Origin of the sequence: Mycobacterium sp. (genome assembly GCF_036490025.1) — a bacterium.
GTDB lineage: Bacteria > Actinomycetota > Actinomycetes > Mycobacteriales > Mycobacteriaceae > Mycobacterium.
Genome location: NZ_DASXEP010000041.1, coordinates 30,897 through 51,211 on the forward strand (window position 1 = coordinate 30,897; position 20,315 = coordinate 51,211).

Annotated in this window: 13 protein-coding genes and 1 pseudogene; 4 read left to right on the forward strand and 10 right to left on the reverse strand. The window is 65.1% G+C overall.

Annotated features, from left to right (window positions below; genetic code table 11):
* The first annotated feature begins 24 nt into the window (after positions 1-24).
* The 4 genes from VGG53_RS04850 to VGG53_RS04865 all read left to right on the forward strand — a co-directional run bounded on the left by VGG53_RS04850 (position 25) and on the right by VGG53_RS04865 (position 5,271).
* Positions 25-675: a GAP family protein gene (locus tag VGG53_RS04850; RefSeq protein ID WP_331516856.1), complete on the forward strand. Its 651-nt coding sequence runs from the start codon at positions 25-27 to the stop codon at positions 673-675.
* A 90-nt stretch (positions 676-765) separates the two neighbouring features.
* On the forward strand, positions 766-1,824 hold the full coding sequence (locus VGG53_RS04855; protein WP_331516857.1) for a dihydrodipicolinate reductase: 1,059 nt from the start codon (positions 766-768) through the stop codon (positions 1,822-1,824).
* A gap of 133 nt (positions 1,825-1,957) precedes the next feature.
* Positions 1,958-2,386 carry an MmpS family transport accessory protein gene (locus tag VGG53_RS04860; RefSeq protein ID WP_331516868.1) on the forward strand — a complete coding sequence of 143 codons (429 nt, stop codon included), beginning with the start codon at positions 1,958-1,960 and terminating at the stop codon, positions 2,384-2,386.
* On the forward strand, positions 2,383-5,271 hold the full coding sequence (locus VGG53_RS04865; protein ID WP_331516858.1) for an MMPL family transporter: 2,889 nt from the start codon (positions 2,383-2,385) through the stop codon (positions 5,269-5,271). The genes VGG53_RS04860 and VGG53_RS04865 overlap by 4 nt, the downstream gene beginning before the upstream one ends.
* Positions 5,272-5,282: 11 nt before the next feature.
* Here VGG53_RS04865 and VGG53_RS04870 read toward each other — a convergent pair whose 3' ends face one another.
* From VGG53_RS04870 to proA, 10 genes and pseudogenes are all read right to left on the reverse strand, one after another.
* Complete coding sequence (locus VGG53_RS04870) at positions 5,283-13,322, reverse strand: SDR family NAD(P)-dependent oxidoreductase (RefSeq protein WP_331516859.1); 8,040 nt, start codon at positions 13,320-13,322, stop codon at positions 5,283-5,285.
* Positions 13,323-13,502: 180 nt separating this feature from the next.
* Positions 13,503-14,093 carry a chorismate--pyruvate lyase family protein gene (locus VGG53_RS04875; RefSeq protein ID WP_331516860.1) on the reverse strand — a complete coding sequence of 197 codons (591 nt, stop codon included), beginning with the start codon at positions 14,091-14,093 and terminating at the stop codon, positions 13,503-13,505.
* A gap of 281 nt (positions 14,094-14,374) precedes the next feature.
* Positions 14,375-15,232, reverse strand: coding sequence for a DegV family protein (locus tag VGG53_RS04880; protein WP_331516861.1), 858 nt, complete (start codon positions 15,230-15,232; stop codon positions 14,375-14,377).
* Positions 15,233-15,236: 4 nt separating this feature from the next.
* Positions 15,237-16,094, reverse strand: a complete 858-nt coding sequence (gene octT, locus VGG53_RS04885; protein WP_331516862.1) for a diglucosylglycerate octanoyltransferase — start codon at positions 16,092-16,094, stop codon at positions 15,237-15,239.
* The gene (gpgP, locus tag VGG53_RS04890; RefSeq protein ID WP_331516863.1) at positions 16,084-16,767 is read right to left on the reverse strand and encodes a glucosyl-3-phosphoglycerate phosphatase; all 684 of its coding nucleotides are present in this window, start codon (positions 16,765-16,767) and stop codon (positions 16,084-16,086) included. The genes octT and gpgP overlap by 11 nt, the downstream gene beginning before the upstream one ends.
* Complete coding sequence (rsfS, locus tag VGG53_RS04895) at positions 16,764-17,123, reverse strand: ribosome silencing factor (protein WP_331516864.1); 360 nt, start codon at positions 17,121-17,123, stop codon at positions 16,764-16,766. Before rsfS ends, gpgP begins: the two co-directional genes overlap by 4 nt.
* Positions 17,120-17,740: a nicotinate-nucleotide adenylyltransferase gene (gene nadD, locus VGG53_RS04900; RefSeq protein ID WP_331516865.1), complete on the reverse strand. Its 621-nt coding sequence runs from the start codon at positions 17,738-17,740 to the stop codon at positions 17,120-17,122. The genes rsfS and nadD overlap by 4 nt, the downstream gene beginning before the upstream one ends.
* 40 nt (positions 17,741-17,780) lie before the next feature.
* Positions 17,781-19,223 (reverse strand): VWA domain-containing protein, encoded by a 1,443-nt coding sequence (locus VGG53_RS04905; RefSeq protein ID WP_331516866.1) that lies wholly within the window; start codon positions 19,221-19,223, stop codon positions 17,781-17,783.
* A gap of 10 nt (positions 19,224-19,233) precedes the next feature.
* A complete protein-coding gene (locus VGG53_RS04910; protein WP_331516867.1) occupies positions 19,234-20,121 on the reverse strand; it encodes a MoxR family ATPase in 888 nt (295 codons plus the stop codon).
* Positions 20,122-20,142: 21 nt separating this feature from the next.
* Positions 20,143-20,315: pseudogene (gene proA, locus VGG53_RS04915) on the reverse strand (gamma-glutamyl-phosphate reductase); the annotation flags it as partial.

Here is a 20,315-nt window from a genome sequence, read left to right on the forward strand (position 1 = left end):
GGGTCGCGCAACCCGGGTTAATTCATGCTGGCAACCGTCCTGGTAATGGCCCTTGCCGTCAGTGTCGAACCATTCCGGATCGGTATGACCGTGCTGATGCTGAACAGACCCAGGCCCGCGCTGCACCTGCTCGCGTTTCTGTGTGGCGGTTTCGCCATGGGAACGACGGTGGGCCTGGTTGTGCTGTTCCTGTTTCGACGCATACTGCTCGGGACGAACTACGTCACCGTGCCCAGGGTCCAGATCCTGATCGGGTTGCTGCTTCTCTTCGTCGCAGCGATAGTGGCCGTCGACGTCTTCGGCCGGCTGGGTGCGGGGCCGGCGAGGTTGACGACGCCGGCCCGCAAACTGCTCAAGGGGGATTCGCTGTCGGTCGCGGGCATCGCAGGTCTCAGCATCGCGCTGCCATCGGTCGACTATCTTGGCGCGCTGGCTGTCATCCTGGCCTCGCGGACGGCGGCCCTGACACAGGTCGCGGCGCTGGTGATGTTCAACATGGTCGCCTTCGCCCTTGTCGAGATTCCGTTGGTGGCCTATCTGTTGGCGCCCAAGGCAACCGCCCGGTCGGTGACCGTACTGCACGACTGGATTCGATCGCGTCGCCGCCGCGACGTCGCGATCCTGCTGGCCGCGATCGGCTGTGCGTTCCTCGCGGTCGGTGCCTGCGGGCTTTGACCTTTCTCTGACACAGAGGAATGCCCGGCACGAGTGAGTGCCGGGCGGTTGAACATAATGAGTCCAATGCAACCGGCGAAGGAGCCCCAGATGAGCGCGACCAAAGCAGACCATCCGCTTCGGGTGATCCAGTGGACCACCGGCAATATCGGACGGCGATCGCTGCACGCCATCATCGGCAGACCAGACATGGAACTGGTCGGTGTCTACGCACACGGGCAAGACAAGGTCGGGGTGGACGCCGCGGCGCTGTCCGGGTGGCCGGAGCCGACCGGTGTCAAAGCCACCAACGACATCGATGCGCTGTTGGCGCTTCGACCCGACGCGTGTTGCTATAACCCGTTGTGGGCAGGCGTCGACGAGTTGGTTCGACTACTCGAATCCGGAGTTAACGTATGCACGAGCGCGGCGTGGATCACCGGTGGCAAGCAGACCCCGCAGGACCGCAAGCGGATCCTCGACGCCTGCGAGCGAGGCGGTTCGACGATTTTCGGCAGCGGCGCCCACCCCGGGATGACGAACTTGGTCGGCATGGCGCTGAGCGGCTCATGCGAACGCGTCGACGAAATCCGGATCACCGAATCGGTGGACTGCTCAACCTACGAATCGGCGGAAACCCAGACAGCCATGGGCTTTTCGCAAGACCCAGACACACCCGGGTTAGCCGAGAATGTGCGACGCGAAAGCGAAGTCTTCGCCGAATCGGCCGCGATGATGGCCGATGCGATCGGGGCGAAACTGGACAAGATGACATTCGACGTCACCTTCACCGCGGCCACCGGTGATTCCGACTTGGGCTTCATGAAGATTCCGGCCGGCACGGTCGGCAGCGTCTTCGGCTACCACCGCGGCTGGGTCGGCGACCGCAATGTGGTCAGCGTCGGGTTCAACTGGACGATGGGTGATCAGGTGGTGCCGCCCAAACCACTCGAGCACGGCCATGTCATTCAAGTCTTCGGTGTGCCGAACATGCGCACGGTGGTGCACTGTCTACCGCCCAAGGGCTGGACCGAGCCCGGATTCATGGGCCTGGGCATGATTTACACCGCAATGCCGGTCACCAATGCGGTTCCCGCAGTGGTGGCGGCCGAACCCGGGATCGTCACGCTGGCCGACCTTCCGCCCGTCACGGGCCGAGCCGCCCAGTAGCAGTGCGAGCCCCGGCAAAGCGAAGAGACCTAGCGGAACGCGGGCGTGCCCTATCGTCTAGCATAGTTAGCCGAGCGAAGGTTCTGGTCGTCATCGGCGGGCGGCGGGAGGAGACCGAGTGAGGGCGATGTCGATGAGCGGTCTGCTCAAACGTGCATGGATACCTCTGCTGTTGGTGGTCGTGCTGTCGGTTTCCGCGCTCTCCGTGACGCGCCTGCACAAGGTGTTCGCATCACAGGACCTCAACGCGAACTCGGGAGCCGGAATCAAGATCGTGCAGTTCAACCCCAAAGTGGTGAAGTACGAGATCGACGGGCCGCCCGGCAGCGTCGCGAACATCAACTACTGGGACGCCGACGCCAACACCCATCAGATCAACAACGCATCGCTGCCATGGTCGTACACCATTTCCACCACTCTGCCCGCGGTGAGCGCCAACATCATGGCGCAGACGGATGCCGGCTACATCGGCTGCCGCATCACCGTTGACGGAGAGCTACGCGAGCACCGCAGCTCGGACGGTCATAACGCCCAGACGTTCTGCCTGGTGAAGTCCGCATGACCTACCCCGACACTCAGAGCAGAGCAGCCAAACCGCACCGCCCTTTCATCCCGCACTTCATTCGCATCTTCGCGATTCCGATCATCCTGGGCTGGGTCGCGCTGACCGTCGTGGTCAACGTCGCCGTTCCCAGCCTGGAAATCGTCGGCGAAAGCCATTCCGCGCCGATGGCGCCCCTGGAAGCACCGTCGAATCAGGCGATGATGCGGATGGGTCACAACTTCCACGAGTTCAGTTCCAACAGCACGGTCATGGTGGTAGTGGAAAGTCAGCAGCCGCTCGGCGACGCCGCGCACCACTACTACGACGACATCGTGCGCAAACTGCGCAAGGACACCAAGCACGTCCAGCACATCCAGGACTTCTGGGGTGACAGGTTCACCGCGGCGGGCGCGCAGAGCGCCGATGCCAAGGCTTCCTATGTCCAGGTCAATATCGCCGGTAATCAGGGCACCACCCAGGCCAACAACTCCGTCGAGGCTGTCCGCAAGGTCGTCGACGACGAGCCTGCGCCGCCCGGGGTCAAGGCTCACGTCACCGGCTCGGCGGCGCTGTCGGACGACATGCACGTCATCGGCAATGACAGCTTGGCCAAAATCACGCTGTTCACCCTTGGCGCGATCGCGATCATGCTGTTGCTGGTCTACCGCTCGTTCGTCACCACGCTGATTCAGCTGTTCATGACCTTCGTCGCGCTGGCGTGTGCGCGCGGAATCGTCGCGGTTCTTGGTTACAACAACGCCTTTGGGCTCACCACGTTCGCCGCGAACATCCTGACGATGCTGGCGATCGCGGCCGGCACCGACTATGGCATCTTCCTCATCGGTCGTTATCAAGAGGCACTCCGCCAAGGCCAAGACCGAGAAACCGCGTACTACACGACATTCAAGGGCGTAGCGCCTGTCGTGCTGGGGTCCGGGCTGACCATTGCCGGCGCGACGTATTGCCTCAGCTTCTGCCGGTTGCCCTGGTTCCACACCATGGGCGACCCGGTGGCCATCGGCATGATCGTCGTGGTGGCGGCGGGCTTGACGCTGGGCCCGGCCGTGGTTTTCGTGGGCAGCCGATTCGGGCTGTTCGAAAAGAAGGGTCAGGCCCGCGGCCGGCTGTGGCGGCGGGTCGGTACCGCGGTCGTGCGTTGGCCCGCACCGGTTTTCGCGGTGAGCGCAGCTGTTGTCCTGGTCGGTATGGTCGCCTTACCCGGATACAAACCAAGTTATAACGACCGCCATTATCTACCCGAATCAGCGCGGTCCAACGTCGGCTACGCCGCGGCCGATCGGCACTTCTCCGAAGCCCGGATGAATCCGGACCTGCTGATGATCGAGGCCGACCACGACATGCGCAACACCTCCGACATGCTGGTGTTGGACAAAGTCGCCAAGAACGAGATCCGCACCGTGGGCATCGCGATGATCCAGGACATCACCCGGCCGTTGGGAATTCCCATCCAGCACAGCTCGATTCCGTTCCAGAACAGCATCCAGAGCCAGACGACCATGCAGAACATGGACTTCCTCAAAGACAGAATGAAAGACATTCTGAAGATGGCCGACGAGATGCAGATCATGATCAACGTGACGGAACGCCAGGCGAAGGTCACTCATGATCTGGCCAGCGCCGCCCTCGACAGCGCGAAAACCACACAGGAAACATCGGAGATCACCGACACCCTGCGGGACCACATTGCGGACTTCGAGGACTTCTACCGGCCGATCCGCAGCTACTTCTACTGGGAGAAGCACTGCTACGACATCCCGGTCTGCATCTCGTTCCGGTCGTTGTTCGACTCGATCGACGGTTTCGACCAACTCGCCGAGAAGTTCCACGATCTCTCCGGCGATATCACCCGCACCGCACAGGCTTCGCACGAGTTAGAGCTGCTGATCCCGATCATGCTCGAGACGTTGAAAACGACGCACGGTCTGACACTGACCATGTACCAGACGTTCAAAGCGATGATTGACCAGATGGAGGCGATGAGCAACACCTCCATCGTGATGGGGCAGAGCTTCGACAAGTCGCAGAACGACGACTTCTTCTACCTGCCGCCCGAGGCGTTCACCAACCCGGAGTTCATCCGCGGCGTGAAGTTGTTCTTCTCTCCCGACGGAAAGTCGGTGCGCTTCTTCATCACTCACCAGGGTGATCCGATGTCGCCCGAAGGAATCGGTCGCGTGGACGCCGAGCGCACCGCGGCCCAGGAAGCGCTCAAGCAGTCCTCGCTGTCGGACGCCAAGGTGTATCTCGGCGGCACCGCCGCGACCTTCCGCGACATGGCCGACGGCGAGAAGTACGACCTGATGATCGCGGTGGTGTCGGCGTTGACACTGATCTTCATGATCATGCTGATCCTCACCCGAAGTGCGGTGGCGGCGTTGGTCATCGTCGGAACCGCGAGCAGTTCGATCGCCGCATCCGTCGGGCTGTCTGTACTGATCTGGCAGGACCTGTTCGGCATGCACCTGCACTGGATCGTCGTGGCACTGTCGGTGATCATCCTGTTGGCGGTGGGCTCCGACTACAACCTGCTGCTGGTCTCGAGGTTTAAAGAAGAAATACACGCAGGGCTCAAGACCGGGTACGTCCGGTCGATGGCCGGCACCGGTGCGGTGGTGACGTCGGCGGGCCTGGTGTTCGCGTTCACCATGGCGGCGATGCTGGGCAGCGACCTGACAGTGTTGGGCCAGTTCGGCTCGACGGTCTGTATCGGACTGCTGCTCGACACCCTGGTGGTACGGACGCTGTTCATGCCCTCGCTGGCCACCATGCTGGGCCGCTGGTTCTGGTGGCCCTTAGTAGTCCATCCGCGTGGCGACCACCCTGTCCGAAGGCACGTTGCTCAGGAGGAGAACACCGCTCCGATGCCGGTGCAGGCACGTTAAATCTCGATGGCTCAATCGGAATCGCCGGCGTCCGCGAATTGCCCGCCGATATAAACGGCGACGGCGTTCGGGGTCGGATGGTCGAAGATCAAGGTGGGCGACAAGGTGAGGCCCGTGGCGGTCTTGACCCGGTTGCGCAGCTCGACGGCGGTCAACGAGTCGAACCCCAGATCCCGGAACGGGGTGTCGGGGTCGATTTCCTCCGGTGCGGGGTGACCCATCACCGCGGCCGCATGCAAGCACATCGTCTCCACCAGAAGACTGTGCTGATCGTCCGGGCCCAGCGCTTGTAGCCGTTGCGCCAGCATCGATTTCGATTCGGTGGCATCGACGACGTGGTCGGTCGTGCGCCGCCGTGGGCGGCGCGCCAGGCCGCTGAACAACGCCGGCAACTCGCCGCTGAGGCCCCGAGTGTCCAGCGCCGCGCGGTCCAACCGGGTGGCGACGACGACGGGGTGATCCACCGCCAGCGCGGCATCGAACATTTCCAGCGCCTGCCCGGCGTTCATCGCGCCCAACCCGTCGCGGTTGAGACGGGCCAGATCGCGGCCGCTCAAATGAGCGGTCAGGGCGCTGGAACGCTCCCACAATCCCCACGCCAGCGAGACCCCCGGCAATCCCGCCGCCTGCCGGTGCGCGGCCAGTCCGTCCAGAAACGCGTTGGCGGCCGCGTAATTACCCTGCCCGGGGGCGCCGACCGTGCCGGCGATCGACGAGCACAGGGCGAACATCGACAAGCCCAGATCGCGGGTCAGCTCGTGCAGATTCCAGGCCGCGTCCACCTTGGCCCGCAGCACCGTATCCACCCGTTCCGGTGTCAACGAGGTGATCACCGCGTCATCGATCACCCCGGCCGCGTGAATCACGCCCCGCAACGGCGGGAACCGTCGAGCCACCTGGGCCAGCAACTCCGCCACCGCACTGCGATCGGCCACATCGCAGGCCAGCACCTGCACCTGGGCGCCGGCCCGAGCCAGATCGAGAGTCAGCTCAGCGGTCTGCCCCCCGCGGCCTCCCCGCCGACTGGCCAACACGACATGACGGACCCCATACGCCTTCACCACATGGCGAGCCAGCTCCGCACCGGCCATGCCGGTGCCGCCGGTGATCAATACCGTGCCCTCGGCGAGCTCAGCACTCAGGGCCGAGGGCATGGTCAAGACGACTTTGCCGATGTGGCGTGCCTGGCTGATGAATCGGTAGGCCTCGACGGCGGAGCGCACCTCCCAGGTCCGCACCGGCAGCCGCTGCAACACCCCGGTGTCGAACAGCTCCTTCAACTCGTCCAGCATCGCCGCCATCCGCTGCGGGCCGGCCTCGACCAAGTCGAACGCCTGATAGCGCACGCCGGGATAGTGCTCGGCAATCACCTGCGCGTCGCGGATGTCGGTTTTGCCCATCTCGAGGAAACGCCCGCCGCGGACCAGTAACCGCAGCGAGGCATCCACGAAATCGCCCGCCAGCGAGTCGAGCACCACATCGACGCCGCGGCCCCCGGTGACGGACAGGATTTTCTCTTCAAACGTCAACGTCCGGGAATCAGCGATGTGGTCGTCATCAAAACCCATGGCGCGCAGCGTGTCCCACTTGCCCCTGCTGGCGGTGACGAAAACATCCACCCCCCAGTGCCTGGCCAGCTGCACCGCGGCCATACCCACGCCACCGGTACCGGCATGTATCAGGACCGATTCGCCGGCACGGATCGCGGCAAGATCCGCCAGCCCGTACAAGGCCGTCAGGAACGCCACCGGCACACCCGCGGCCTGGGTCAGCGACCAGCCCTGCGGCGCCTTGACCAGCCGTTGCTGATCCGCCACCGTGAGCGGACCCGCCCCGTCGATCAACCCCATCACAGCGTCACCAACGGCGACACGGGTGACCTCGGGACCGGTCTCGATGACCACCCCGGCACCTTCTGCGCCCAACACCGGGGACTGCCCGGGATACATGCCCAGCGCCGCCACCACGTCACGGAAGTTGACCCCGGCGGCGGCCACCGCCAGCCGGACCTGGCCTGCCTGCAGAGCTGCCTGCGCCTGCCGGAAGGGCTGAATCGCCAAATCCTCCAGCGTCCCGCCACCGCCGGTCGACAACCGCCACGCCGGCTCGCCGGCCGGTAAGGCCAGCAGCGCCGGCGCCGGGGCCAGCCGGGCGGCGTGCACCGCACCGGCGCGCACGAGTAGTTGGGGCTCCCCGACAGCGGCGAGCACCGCCGCATCGACCTCTGCGTCGGAGTCGATCAGCACGATGTGGTCCGGGTTTTCGGCCTGCGCTGAACGCACCAGCCCCCACACCGCCGCGGCGGCCAGATCGCTGACGTCCTCACCGGGCAGGCCCACCGCACCGTGCGTCAGAACCACCAAGGTGCCCGTCGGGTCGGCGTTCAGCCAGCGCTGCAACACCGACAGGGCGGTGTGGGTGGTGGTATGCACCGAGCCCACCACCTCGTCACCGTCAGATGCGCACCGCCACACCACTACCCGACCGGCATCAGCGCTCTGATCGCCCGCGCAGTAGTCCTCCCAGGAGACCGCCGGGAGCTGGCCAGCCGCGTCGGTTGCGTCGGGCTTGGGCGGTATCGAAGACCACACCACTTCAAGCGGTTCGCAATCGCGGCGGCCGGCATACGTCGTCAACGCCGCCTGCAACTGGTCGGCGGACATCGGGCGGGTCACCAGCGAGCCGACCGTCAGCACCGGCAACCCTGCGGCGTCGGCCACCTCGATCGACATCGCGTCGCCGCCCAGTGCGGAGAACCGGGCTCGCACCCGGGCCGTTCCGCCCGCGTGCAGCGACACCCCCCGCCAGCAGAACGGCAGCATCGTTTCAGTCGTTTCAGTCGTTTCGCCGGCAAGCCCGATGGCGTGCAAGACCGAATCCAGCAACGCCGGATGAATTCCCAGTCCGTCGACCTGCAAGCCGGCATCAACGGGCAGGGCGGCTTCCACGAAGATCTCCGACTCGCGCCGCCACACCGCCGACAGGCCCTGAAAAGCCGGCCCGTAGCCGTAGCCGCGGTCCGCGAGCCGCGCGTATCCATCCGAAACGTCCACGCGTTCGGCGCCGACGGGCGGCCACACCGACAAATCCATCGAGGCCTCGGCGGCGGCTACTCCGAGCGTGCCCTCGGCATGCAACAACCACTGCGCCTCGGACTGATCGCACCGGGAGTACACCGACACCGCGCGCGAGCCCGCGTCACCACCGGGCCCCACCACCACCTGCAGCTGCACCTTGGTGCCCGGCGGCACCACCAACGGCGCCGCCAGTATCAGCTCGTCGATGACCGCGCACCCGACCTCGTCACCGGCGCGGATGACCAACTCGACAAAACCGGTCCCGGGAAACAGCACCGCTCCGCCCACCACGTGATCGGCCAGCCAGGGCTGAGCCGCCAGCGACAACCGGCCGGTTAGTACCACCCCGCCGGAATCGGGTCGCTCCACCACCGCCCCCAGCAGCGCGTGACCGGTCCCCGCAACACCCAAGCCGGTTGCATCAGTGGCCGCAGACGGGTCGCGCATCGACCAGAACCGCCGCCCCTGGAACGCATAGGTTGGTAGCTCCACCCGCCGTCCGCCCGAGCCGGCGAACACCGCCGGCCAGTCCACCGGCCGCCCGGTGGCGAACAACTGACCGGCCGCATTCATCAGTGACGCCATTTCCGGGCCGTCTTTAGCCAATACCGACACCACCTCGATCTCGGCGGGCGACAGCGATTGTTCGATCGCGGCGGTCAGACCACTACGGGGACCGACCTCGATGAAGTGAGTGGCGCCGCAGGTTTGCAGATGGCGCGCGCTGTCAGCGAACCGAACCGCCCGGCGGATGTGCTCCACCCAGTATCGGGCGGACCCGAAATCAGAGCCGGACCCGACCAGCTTGGCCGTCACGTTCGACACCACACCGATCTGCGGCTTACGCACCTCGACTCGGGCGGCGATGCGCCCGAACTCCTCGAGCATCGGCTCCATCAGCGGCGAATGAAATGCATGGGAGACGGCCAATTGGCGGACCGGCCGGCCCTGCTCGGCAAATTGCTGCGCAATGGCATTCACCGCAGGCTGTGCGCCGGAGATCACCACCGATCCAGGGGTGTTGATCGCCGCGATCACCACCCCGTCACGCAGCAGAGGCGTTACCACGTCTGCGCCGGCGCCGACCGAGACCATGGCCCCACCGGCCGGCAGGCCCTGCATCAACCGGCCCCGCGCGGCGACCAGCATCGCGGCATCGGCCAGTGTCAGCACGCCGGTCACGTACGCCGCGGTCAGCTCGCCGACCGAATGACCCATCACGAAGTCAGGGCCCAAACCCCAGCTGCGCAGCAGCGTGAACAACGCCGCCTCGAACGCGAACAACGCCGGTTGGGCGAACTCGGTGCTGTCGAGCAGATGCTGGTCATCACCCCAAACAACGTCGCGCAGCGGTAGTCGCAGATGCCGATCCAATTCATCGGCCACCGCACCGAAGGCTTGGGCGAATACCGGCAACTGGCCGTACAACTCGCGGCCCATTCCGATCCGCTGCGAGCCCTGGCCCGGGAAGACCATCACCGTCTTGCCCAGCGACCCGGCGCGGCCCGTCACCACACCCGCACCCGACTCACCACGGGCGAGCCCGGCCAACCGCTCCGTCAACTGCTGACGATCGGCGCCCACCACCACAGCTCGATGCTCGAACACCGACCGCCGCGCCAACGACCAGCCCACATCGACCGGGTCCAGCCCTTCGTCGGCTTCCACCCAGGCCAACAATCGGCCCGCCTGCGCGGTCAGAGCCTCGGCAGATCGGGCCGAAATCACCCAGGGCAGCTCCGACATCCCCGACCGGCCAGATCCGCCGGAAGACGTTGAACTGTCGGTTATCTCGGCGGGGGCCTGCTCCAAGATCACGTGAGCGTTGGTGCCACTGATGCCGAACGAGGACACGCCTGCCCGGCGCGGGGGCCCGTCTGCCGGCCAGCTCCGAGCCTCGGTCAGTAACGACACCGAACCGCTCGACCAGTCCACGTAGGGCGAAGGAGCATCGACATGCAGCGTCGCGGGCATCGTCCCGTGCCGGATCGCCTCCACCATCTTGATCACTCCGGCCACGCCGGCCGCGGCCTGAGTGTGACCCATATTCGATTTGATCGAGCCCAACCAGAGCGGCCGCCCATCTGGGCGGTCTCGCCCATAGGTGGCCAACAGCGCTTGCGCCTCGATGGGATCACCCAGTGTGGTGCCGGTGCCGTGGGCCTCCACCACATCCACATCTGCTGCGGTCAGCCCCGCGTTGGCCAACGCCGTGCGAATCACCCGCTGCTGGGATGGCCCGTTGGGTGCGGTCAAGCCGTTAGAGGCGCCGTCCTGGTTGATGGCGCTACCCCGCACTACCGCCAGCACCGAATGCCCCAGGCGTCGCGCATCCGACAGCCGCTCGAGCACGACGATCCCGACGCCCTCACCCCAACCCGTTCCGTCAGCGGCGCCGGCAAATGACTTACAACGTCCATCAGCGGCCAGTCCCCGCTGCCGACTGAACCCGATGAAAACCCCCGGGTACGCGTTCACGGTCGCGCCGCCGGCAATGGCCAGATCACACTCCCCCGAGCGCAGCGACTGCACCGCCCAATGCATGGCCACCAAGGATGACGAACATGCGGTGTCCACCGACACGGCCGGACCCTCCAGCCCCAGAACGTATGACACCCGTCCAGAGGCCACGCTGGACGCCGTACCGGTCAGCCGATACCCCTCCAACGCGTCGATCGCCGAGCCCCCATAGGCTGCCCCGAAGACCCCGGAGAACACTCCGGTCGCCGAGCCGCGCAGCGACATCGGATCGATCCCGGCGTGCTCCAGCGCCTCCCAGGAGCACTCCAACAGCAATCGCTGCACCGGATCCATGTCCAATGCCTCGCCGGAGCCGATCCCGAAAAACCCGGCGTCGAAATTGCCTACGTCCGTGACAAATCCGCCCCGTCGCGTGTAGGTCTTGCCCAACGCGTCTGGATCGGGGTCAAATAGCTCCTCCACATCCCAACCCCGATCGGTGGGGAAATCCGACACCACATCCCGGGCCGTCGACACGACCTCCCACAGCCCGCGCGGGGAATCCACCCCACCGGGGAAGCGACAGCCCATCCCCACCACGACCACCGGCTCGTCGGCTTGCGCCGGGGCGGGCAGCGCCACCCGGCTTTCCGATCCGGAGAGTTCAGCTTCCAGATACCGAGCCAGTCCGGTAACCGAGCCGTAGTCCCATCCGAGCGTGTCGGGCAGCCGCAGCCCGGTCCCCGCCGCCAGCCGATTACGAAGTGCGACTGTCATCTGCGAGTCGAAGCCCAGCTCCGCGAAGGTGAGATTCGGATTTACGGACTGCGGACCAGGCTGGCCCAAAATCTTGGCGGCCGCCGTGCTGACTGCCTCCACCACCAGCCGGTGACGTTCTTCCTGCAAGACGGCCAACCGCTCGCTGAGCGTGACGCCGGCCAGGTTCTCCGGAACCTGAAAATTCGATGCCGGTGCGCTACCCGTCATCGCGTCGTTGTCCGAACCTGGCGCCAGATTCGGCAGATCCCAAATGGGCTTCGCCGGGCGCTCGGCGCGAAGCACACCGCGCAACAGCTTTCCGTTCGAGGTTCGAGGAAGGCGTTCAACGACGGCAAACCTATGCGGCACCTTGGATGCAGACAGTTGAGTAAGTAAACGGCGGTGGATGCGTTGGATAATCGGCTGCTCAACGAATTGGCCGCCCGCCGGGACCAGAAATGCCTGCAACACCGACGCTCCGGCGGATTCGGTCACCGAGACAACAGCGGCCTCGGCCACATTGTCGTCGTCGACGATGAGTCGCTCTACCTCAGCCGGATTGACGTTGAGGCCCCCGACGATTTCGATATCGTCCGCACGGCAACGGTAGCTAACCCATCCGTCGTCGTCGACAGAAACTCGATCGCCCGTGTCGAGCCAATCCCCATTCGTCAATGGATCTGTGGGCCGGTTCCAGTAGCCGGCCGCGATCGACGGTCCTCGGACCCATAGGTCGCCCTCAACCCCTGGATCGGCATTTTCGCCGTCCGGGGCCGCCACTCGAATCTCGTACGGTTTCAGTACCTTTCCCAGGGTCCCTGGACGCCATTCGTCGACGCTGTTCGATACGAATGTTTGCCCAACTTCTGTGGACCCGATTCCGTCAAGAATGGGAACACCGCCGAAGAAGCTCGCGAGCCGGCCGGCGAGCCCAGACCCAAGAGCCTCTCCGGCTGAAACGACACACCGTAGCGAGCTAAATACATCGGGAGAGCATGTCTCAACAATTCTGGCGAAGAAGGTCGGGACGCCGTAAAGCACCGATGGCGCAAAACTCGCACTCAGCTCGGCAGCCTTGTCCGGGCTGACCGGGGAGAGACTGATTACCGACGAACCACCTGTCGCCAATGGAAACCAGACCGAATTGCCCAGCCCATATGCGAAATACATACGTGCGCTACTCAACCCGATATCTTGGGGAGTGAGCTGTAGCGCTTGGCGACACATGGCTTCGACAAACGCCGCCACATCGCCGTGCTGATGGATCGCAGCTTTGGGCGGACCCACAGTGCCCGAAGTGTAAGTAGCGTAGGCAGGAGCGTCACTGCTCACCGGTTCGTAGTCGCCTGGCCCGACTCCGCCGGCCTCACACAGGAGCTCTTCGGCTTCCACGACGCTCGCCTGCTGAAACCGAGCGCGGAGAGCGGCAGACGTGACGACGAGCGCAGGCTCCGTGTCACGTTCTTGAAACGCGTGGTCTTCGGGATGTAAGTCCGGATTCGCCAGGAACACCAGAATTCCTCGAGCCAGGCAGGCCAGCAATAGCTCGACTAGTTCCGGCGAATCCGGAAGGCACAACAGGACGCGTTCACCTTTGGAAATACCGCGTCGTCGCAGCACTTCTGCTAGCCGTGCGGCGCCGTCATGGATTTGGCCATGGGTCACAACGTGCGGCGCGTAGTAGGCGGGCCTGTCATACCATCCCGCTTCTGATGCTCCGTCAGCCAATAGCAGCGCCAGATTCTCATTCCGCATTACTGATACGCCTTCCAGCCGGCCGCTGTGAGCGCGCCCCGTCAATCACGTGCACGGCAAAAGGCGCCGTCTGCGCCATTCGCACAGCGGGCTTGACGTCGTCAGCGCCAAAAACTGCCCGGGATTCGCTCGGTAGATGCAAGTCGATTTCCAATCCCGTGTATCGATGTCGTTCGAATTTTACGAAGCATCTTGGAATACGTTTCGAAGAAAATACTCGGTGATAATAATTGCAGGCTGTGCGTCGGCAATGACACGATATCGGCGGCCGACAATTGTTGGTTCTGAGCACTCGTAGCCGGCAACTGCGAGCCAAGTGGGCGGCTGTGCTATCCAAACACTAGCCGCCTCCTTGAATGTTTCAAGGCAACTGGCTGCCATGATCTCACCGATGGGGCGCTCGGTCTCAGTCAAGCTTGTCGTAATCGCGGGTGGTAACAAGTCAACAGCCACCAGCGACTCGGCAGCGATAAATGGCTGCCCTGAACTGCGGCCCTTCAGGAGAATCCGGCGGCGAAGAACCCGGCCTTGAGGTAATTGTTCGAAACCCGGCATCCTCGAGGACATGTCCTGAATCTGCTGCTCGACAATTTGCACGACGATCTCATCGTCAGCGACGATGCCGAGAATTCGAGTGAGAGTGCCGTTGCATGCTATTAGTATCCGAAGGTCGCGATTGAGCTCTTGGATTTCGTCATGGTGCAGGAAGCACTCGGTCGCATCGCGACCAACCCAGCGTCCGAGTCCGTATTCCGTGTCAACGTCCGTCATCATGCCGGAACGTCCACGCGTGCGAATTCACATTGGAAGTAATGCTCGACCCACGCCGATCGGGAGGCCATACTGCCGGGGGTAATCGGAACCGGGTCCTGTGACGCCGGAACGAGTTCCGTAACGTGCGGACCGCCCCATGTTTTTACCGCCATATACCACCTCCTCGTAGCTCCTCTGGCTACTTTCAGCAGAGTCCAAGCAACCTTACAGATGTGTCGCAGAATCAGCGCGTGTTTAGCCAAGCCTTTGACCTAGCGTTAATACCGTACGGCCAATCGTCATGCCCGGCCCGGCGGGTGCACGTTCCCGGCTACTTCGACGCACACCGCGAGAGCTCCGGCGCCGACGTGCAGAGCGAGAACCGGGCCCAGGTCGGTCACGATCGCCGGCTCACACGCCGGCAGTCGCTCGGCCAGTGCGGCGACCAGGTCGGCCGCGCCATCCGGGTTGGCGACGTGATGCACCGCGACCGCGGCAGACCGGTCCCCGACGATGTCGCAGACCCGGTCGATCATCGTTGTGACTGCCTTGCCGGCAGTGCGTACCCGCTGCGCCAGGACGAGTTTGCCCTCATCGATGCGCAGCAGCGGCTTCAGCGACAGCTTGGTGCCCAGCCAGGCGCCGGCGCCACCGATGCGCCCGCTTCGCCGCAGGTTGTCCAGTTGGTGCACGACGATGAACCCGTGGTTGCGGCTCACCGCCGCGATGGCGGCCTGCGCTACAGCGTCCAGGTCGGCGCCATCGCGGGCTGCGTGGGCCGCCGTCAGCGCGATGAAGCCCGTATTCATCGCGGCCGATTTAGAATCGAGAACCCTTACCGCCGAACCGATCTGGGCTGCGGTGGCCTCGGCGGCACGAAGTGTCCCGGACAATGCCGCCGAAAGATGCACGGCCACCACCCCGTCGCCGCCACTGTCGGCCAGCGCCCGCCGATAGACATCGGCCAGCTCGGCCGGCGTCGCAGCGGCCGTCGTTGCGTGTCCGTAATCGTGGATGTCGGCCGGAATGTCGTCCACTCCGTCGCGCAGGTCGGTGTCGTCGATCAGAATGTGCAGCGGGACTTGCCGTATCCCCCACTGCTGACGCAACTCGCCGGGAAGGCGCGCCGACGAGTCGGTTACTACCACGACAGGCATGAATTCAGCCGTGCGGATTCTCGGGTAAAACGCCGGCTCTATTGCGCGGCTCCTCCTCATCGCGCTCCGCGTTCTGCATCGTCGCCACGCCGGCTCTATTGCGCGGCTCCTCCTCATCGCGCTCCGCGCTCTGCATCGTCGCCACGCCGGCTTCGGCCAGCGCCTTGAGCATCAACTCCGCTACCGCCTGGTGCGCTTCGAAATTCCAGTGGATCCCGTCGGGATTGCCCCGACCGCTCATAACTTGTTCGGCGACAGCGGCTTTCAGGTCGACCAATGGAATATCGTGCTGCCCGGCCCACTCGGTGAGTGCCACCACCGTACCCGTCCGGCCGCGGTGGGCCTTTCCGTAGGTCTCGGCGACGTGCACCGACGGCAGTGACGCCACAATCGGGATACCCGGCCGATTGAAATCGATTGCGTTGCGCGTCAATTCGAGGTATTCGGCGGAAAGGTGCGGCGGCAGAGCGGCTCTTGCCACCGGAGACAATCGCGGCTGGACCCAACCGTAGCCGTCGCGAACCCATCGGCGCAGCCACGGCGGGCGCACATAGCGGATGAGCTCCCGTAGTGCGGTCGGCAGCGGCGAGGGCAGCGAATCCATGCCGCCCGTCGCGAAGACCACCGCTCCGGCACGGGGCAACGCTGCCCACGCGCGGGGATCCTGGGTGGCGGCCCACCACACATCTCGGCACGTCCAGCCGATCCGGCCGATCAGCTCCAGATCCCAACCCAGCTGTCCGGCAACGATATTGGGCCAGATACGGGGGTCGGCTGCGGTCAGCCCACCAGTTGGGCCGTAATAGGCAAGAGAGTCGGCGAACACCAGCAGGGTCGGCCGGGACCGTTGATCAGAGCACATCGCCCGCAACCTGTGCCGATGCGTTCCACACGTCAAGCCGCCACCGGATGGCATCGAAGTCGCCGGTGCCGGACTCCGGGTCGGCAGTGTGCCCGGACAGCTGCGTCCAACTCGCATTGCCCATGCCGCCCAGTGAGGGCCAGTTTCCCACCGGTAGCCGCAGCAACGCCGCGGTCAGCGCGGCGATCAGACCGCCGTGGGCAACCAGCACCACCGGCCGCGGCGGTTCGCCGATGGCGCCCCACTCGGGCTCGGCGGCGACCAACTCGGCGATCAGCGGCAGGCTGCGCGCGGCCACGTCGACCCTGTTCTCGCCGCCGTGCGGTGCCCAGCTGGCATCATCACGCCAGGCCAGCCGGGCACCCGGTGCGACGGCGTCGATCTCGGCGTGGGTCATGCCCTGCCAGTCACCGAGGTGCGTCTCCCGCAGGCGGTCATCGACCCGCACCCCCAAGCCGGTGCGTTCCTGTAATGCGACCGCCGTGTCAGAAGCACGGCGCAGATCCGAGGACACGACGAGCAGCGGTTGATGTTTGGCCAGCGCCTCGGCCGCGGCGACCGCCTGAGTACGGCCCAGCTCGGTCAGCGCGGTATCGAGCTGGCCCTGCATCCGGCTGCCGAGATTGAACTCGGTTTGGCCGTGCCGCAACATCACCAACCGGCGAACCGTCATGACACGTCCACCGTGACCAGGGGACAGTCGCGCCACAGCCGATCGAGCGCATAGAAGTCGCGTTCGTCTTGATGCTGGATGTGCACGACGATGTCGACGTAATCCAGCAGCATCCAGCGGCCCTCGCGGGTGCCCTCGCGCCGAGCAGGCTTGTAGCCGGCGTCGCGCATCTTCTCCTCGACCTCGTCGACGACGGCGTTGACTTGCCGTTCGTTGGACGCCGAGGCGATCACGAAACAGTCGGTGATGACCAGTTGGTCGGACACGTCGATGACCACGACATCGTCGGCGAGCTTCGATGCGGCCGCGCGTGCGGCGACAGTGGCCATCTCGATCGCCTCGAGCGCGGCCGTCACACGTCCTCCGGGGGTTTGCGGTAGAGCTCGCGCTTGGAGATGTACTGCACGACGCCGTCGGGCATCAGGTACCACAGCGGGCGCCCCTCCGCCGCGCGCCGACGACAGTCGGTGGAAGAGATTGCCAGCGCGGGGATTTCGACCAATGACAACGCCTCGTCGGGCAGCCCGTCGAGGACGTCGGCCAGATGTTCGCCCCCCAGTTCGTAGCCAGGCCGGCTGACACCGACGAATCGCGCCGCCGCAAACAGTTCCGGCAGGTCCTGCCAGGACAGGATCGACGCCAGCGCGTCGGCACCGGTGATGAAGTACAACTCGGAGTCGGGGTTGAGCGTGTGCAGATCCCGCAGAGTGTCCTTGGTGTAAGTGGGCCCGCCGCGATCGATGTCCACCCGGCTGACCGAAAAGCGGGGGTTGGCCGCGGTGGCGACCACGGTCATCAGGTAACGGTCTTCGCCGGCGCTGACCTGGCGGCCTTTCAGCCAGGGCTGGCCGGTCGGCACGAAAACCACCTCGTCGAGGTCGAACAGATCAGCAACCTCGCTGGCCGCCACCAGGTGGCCATTGTGGATGGGATCGAACGTCCCACCCATGACTCCCAGCCGCCGCTTTTGCACGGTTTGCCAGCTTACTTGAGCGTCGTACCGGAGGCGCAGCTCAAACCGGCAACAGCTGGTCGATCACAGCGGCCAGCTGTTTGGCGGAGCGGCATTCGTGCATGGTGATCACTTCCTGGTAGCGCGGTACGGCCGAGTCGCCGCTGCCCCACAGGTGTTTGGGCTCGGGGTTGAGCCAGTGCGCGTGCCGGCTGGCGGTAACCATGTGCGCCAAGACGTCGGTGGCCGGGTCGCGGTAGTTGGTGCGCCCGTCGCCGAGAACGAGCAGCGAGCTGCGAGGCGACAGCACGTTGGGGTGCGCCTGAATGAACGAGACGAAGGCATTGCCGTAATCGCTGTGGCCGTCGCGGGTGTAGACACCGGCTTCCCGGGTGATCCGTTGGATGGCCACGGCCAGGTCGGCATCCGGGCCGAACATGTGAGTGACCTCGTCGCTGGTGTCGATGAAGGCGAAGACCCGAACACGGGAGAACTGCTGCCGCAGCGCGTGAACCAACAGCAGGGTGAAATGGCTGAATCCGGCGACCGACCCCGACACGTCACACAACACCACGAGTTCGGGGCGAGCCGGGCGCGGTTTGCGCAACACCAGGTCGATCGGCACCCCGCCGGTGGACATCGATTTGCGCAGCGTCTTGCGCAGGTCGATCGCCCCGGCGCGGGCGCGGCGCCGTCGGGCCGCCAGCCGGGTCGCCAGCGTGCGAGCCAGCGGTTGCACGACCCGGCGCATGGCACGCAGCTGATCCCCCGAAGCACGCAGGAATTCGACGTTCTCGGATAGCTGTGGGATGCCGTACATCTGGACATGGTCGCGGCCGAGTTGCTCGGCGGTGCGCCGTTTGGTCTCGGCGTCGACCATTTTCCGCAGCTGCGTGATCCGCTGCGCGGCAAGTGCTTTAGCGATCTGTTCCTGCGTCGGGGTGGGTTCGTCGCCGTAGGGCGCGAGCAGGCCGGCCAGCAGCTTGCCCTCCAACTCGTCGAGCGCCATCGACTTGAGCGCCTGGTACGACGAGTACGACGGGCCGCGGCTGGAGTTGTACTTGCCGTAGGCGTCGACGATTTGGGCGATCATCGCGACCAAGCGCTCATCCATGTCGGCGAGATCGGGGTTGTCGGTGAGCAGATCCAACAGCATCTGGCGCATCGCCTCGACGTCGTCGGGCGGCAGCTGCATCTCCGGATCGGCCGCGGCGTCTTCGGTCACCACCGCTCGCGCGCCCAGCGCTGCCGGCCACCACAGGTCGAACATCGCGTCGTAGGTCTCGCGGTGTTCGGGACGGCGCAACACCGCGCACGCCAGACCTTCGCGCAGGATTTCGCGGTCCCCGAGTCCGAGGACTCCCATTACTCTGCCGGCGTCCACGGTCTCCGACGGACCAACCGAGATACCTTGTCCGCGAAGGGCTTCGACGAAGCCGACCAGATGGCCGGGCAGGCCATGAGGGGCCAGCGGCTGGCTGGGGCGAACGCGGCGGACGGCCATCAGCAGCGCCTCAGTTCAGCCGCAGTTCGCCGGTGGCGCGTTGCTGGTCGGATTGGTGCTTGAGCACCACCCCCATGGTGGCGGCGATCGTCGCGTCGTCGATAGTGTCCAAGCCCAGCGCCAGCACCGTGCGCCCCCAGTCGATGGTCTCGGCGACCGACGGCAGCTTCTTGAGTTGCATTCCGCGCAGCCCCCCGATGATGCGCACCAACTCTTCGGCGATGTGTCCGGGTAGTTCGGGCACCCGCGACAACAGGATCCGGCGTTCCAGCTCGGGGGTGGGGAAGTCGATGTGCAAGAACAGGCAGCGGCGTTTGAGGGCTTCGGACAATTCGCGGGTGGCGTTGGAGGTCAGCAGCACGAACGGCGCCCGCTCGGCGGTGATGGTGCCCAGTTCGGGGACCGTCACCGCAAAGTCGGACAACACCTCCAGCAGCAGGCCTTCGATCTCGATGTCGGCCTTGTCGGTTTCGTCGATCAGCAGCACGGTGGGCTCGGTGCGCCGGATCGCGGTCAGCAGCGGCCGGGAGAGCAGAAACTCCTCGCTGAACACGTCCATCTTGGTCTGGTCCCAGTCGCCTTGTCCGGCAGCAATACCGGTTTGAATACGCAGTATCTGCTTGGCGTGGTTCCACTCGTAGAGCGCACGGGCCTCGTCGACGCCCTCGTAGCACTGCAGGCGGACCAGATCCGATCCGGTGGCCTGCGCAACGGCGCGGGCCAGCTCGGTCTTGCCGACGCCGGCCGGGCCTTCCACCAGCAGCGGCTTGCCGAGCCGGTCGGCGAGGAAAACCGCGGTGGCGGTGGCGGTGTCGGGCAGGTAGCCGGTTTCGGCCAGCCGGCGACCGACATCGTCGATATCGGCGAACAGCGGGACAGGCCGCGCGGGCACACTCACTTTTGCGTTCTCCTAATTGAGTCAGGCCGGGCGAGTCTGACCGTCTCCCCAGACGATCCATTTGGTTGAGGTCAATTCCGGCAGACCCATCGGGCCACGGGCATGCAGTTTCTGGGTCGAGATGCCGATCTCGGCTCCGAACCCGAACTGCTCGCCGTCGGTGAACGAGGTTGCCGCATTCACCATCACCGCGG

Bases quoted from the DNA above. Each gene is read 5' to 3' on its own strand.
- VGG53_RS04850 (WP_331516856.1), top strand. From the start codon at position 25: ATGCTGGCAACCGTCCTGGTAATGGCCCTTGCCGTCAGTGTCGAACCA.
- VGG53_RS04865 (WP_331516858.1), top strand. From the start codon at position 2,383: ATGACCTACCCCGACACTCAGAGCAGAGCAGCCAAACCGCACCGCCCT.
- VGG53_RS04905 (WP_331516866.1), bottom strand. From the start codon at position 19,223: ATGGCCGTCCGCCGCGTTCGCCCCAGCCAGCCGCTGGCCCCTCATGGC.
- VGG53_RS04880 (WP_331516861.1), bottom strand. From the start codon at position 15,232: ATGCCTGTCGTGGTAGTAACCGACTCGTCGGCGCGCCTTCCCGGCGAG.
- VGG53_RS04870 (WP_331516859.1), bottom strand. From the start codon at position 13,322: ATGCGGAATGAGAATCTGGCGCTGCTATTGGCTGACGGAGCATCAGAA.
- gpgP (WP_331516863.1), bottom strand. From the start codon at position 16,767: ATGACGGTTCGCCGGTTGGTGATGTTGCGGCACGGCCAAACCGAGTTC.
- VGG53_RS04875 (WP_331516860.1), bottom strand. From the start codon at position 14,093: ATGACGGACGTTGACACGGAATACGGACTCGGACGCTGGGTTGGTCGC.
- VGG53_RS04855 (WP_331516857.1), top strand. From the start codon at position 766: ATGAGCGCGACCAAAGCAGACCATCCGCTTCGGGTGATCCAGTGGACC.
- VGG53_RS04860 (WP_331516868.1), top strand. From the start codon at position 1,958: ATGAGCGGTCTGCTCAAACGTGCATGGATACCTCTGCTGTTGGTGGTC.
- octT (WP_331516862.1), bottom strand. From the start codon at position 16,094: ATGTGCTCTGATCAACGGTCCCGGCCGACCCTGCTGGTGTTCGCCGAC.